This is a genomic window from Dietzia sp. DQ11-44 (assembly GCF_014145205.1).
Taxonomy (GTDB): Bacteria; Actinomycetota; Actinomycetes; order Mycobacteriales; family Mycobacteriaceae; genus Dietzia; species Dietzia natronolimnaea.
Genome location: NZ_JAALEC010000372.1, coordinates 1 through 1,350, shown reverse-complemented (window position 1 = coordinate 1,350; position 1,350 = coordinate 1). Strand labels below are relative to the sequence as shown.

2 protein-coding genes and 1 pseudogene are annotated in these 1,350 nt (G+C 69.9%); all 3 read left to right on the top strand.

Annotated features, from left to right (window positions below; all coding sequences use genetic code 11):
- Nucleotides 1–351, top strand: a 351-nt coding sequence (locus G6018_RS09940; RefSeq protein WP_182639508.1) for a hypothetical protein, incomplete at its 5' end; no start/stop codon positions are given.
- A gap of 128 nt (nucleotides 352–479) precedes the next feature.
- Nucleotides 480–1,007 (top strand): NUDIX domain-containing protein, encoded by a 528-nt coding sequence (locus G6018_RS09935; protein ID WP_182639507.1) that lies wholly within the window; start codon nucleotides 480–482, stop codon nucleotides 1,005–1,007.
- A gap of 34 nt (nucleotides 1,008–1,041) precedes the next feature.
- A pseudogene (locus tag G6018_RS09930) lies at nucleotides 1,042–1,350 on the top strand (hypothetical protein); the annotation flags it as partial.

Below are 1,350 nucleotides of genomic sequence, written 5' to 3'. Positions count from 1 at the left end.
TCGCTGGATCCGGACACCGGTTCGCTTAACACCATCATCACGGGTTCCGTCGATGCTCTTCAGTCCGGTTCCGACAACATCGGCTCGGGCGACGTCAACCTCGGTTCAATCATCGAGGGTTCCACCGGCACCGGCACCGGCTCTGACGCTGCGGACCTCGCAACGCTCGGCTCGCTGGCCGCAGTCGGCATCGGCGTCGGCCTTGCCGTCTCCGGTGGCGTCAACCTGCCGCCGCTTCCCGAGATCAACGTCGGCCTCGTCTGCAACCTCCCGCCGGAGGCCATCGACTTCCTCAAGGACAACGGCTCCATGGAGCGCGACGAGTGCGAGCCCGAGGACCAGCAGAACTGAGGTTCTGCCCCTCCACGCTGACTGAGTCAGCGACCGGATAGCACTCCGCGAATCCCCCGTCGACCATTCGGTCGGCGGGGGATCCGTCATTTCGGTCGGCAGGCTCACCGGCCGATACGCTCACCGGTATGGCGACCCCCGACTTCGTGCTCGAACTCCGCAAACACGTCGGCAGCGCCCCGCTGTGGCTCGCCGGGGCAACCGCCGTCATCCGCCACCCCGCCCGCGAACGGATCCTGCTCGTCCGACGCAGCGACAACGGCTGGTGGACCCCCGTCACCGGCATCATCGACCCCGGTGAACACCCGGCCCACACCGCAGTGCGCGAAGCACGCGAAGAAGCTGCCGTGGACATCCGCGTCGACCGACTCGCCTCCCTCGGCGTCTCCCGAATGGTCACGTATGCCAACGGCGACCGGGCGCAGTACATCGACCACACCTTCGCCTGCACCTACCTCGACGGCGAGCCGCACCCCGCGGACGGTGAGAACACCGACGTCCGCTGGTTCGCGATCGACGACCTGCCCGACATGAGCCCGCATATGCTCGCGCGCATCGAGGCTGGCCTGGCCGACGAGGAGCGCACCCGCCTCGCGACCGCCACCGAGGGCACGAACGCAGAGGGCGCCACCGCAGAAGGCGCAGCCGCCGGATAGGGGCCCAGTCGTAGGTCCAGCCTAGAATCGGGTCATGTCCGCCGACCGCCTGCGCGCCGAGGTCCCGCCCGTGGTGACCGCGGTCGTGGGAATCGTGGTCGCACTGGTCAGCGGCGTGTTCGGCATCAGTGCCCACGGCCTGGCCGCCGGTGCAGCGGCGGGTCCGCCCACTTCGGGGCAGATCCTCATGGTCGCGGCCGCCAGCGCCGGTGTCGGGGTGGTCACCGCGGCCCTCGCCCGGCATCGGTCACCGATCCTCACCTCGGCGGCCGGACTCGTCGCCGGTCAGGGGGTCGTCCACCTGGTGCTGGCCTCCGGGCATTCGCACGGCGCGGCCGGCCCG

Coding starts and splice junctions, on each gene's coding strand:
- G6018_RS09935 (WP_182639507.1), top strand. CDS start 480: ATGGCGACCCCCGACTTCGTGCTCGAACTCCGCAAACACGTCGGCAGC.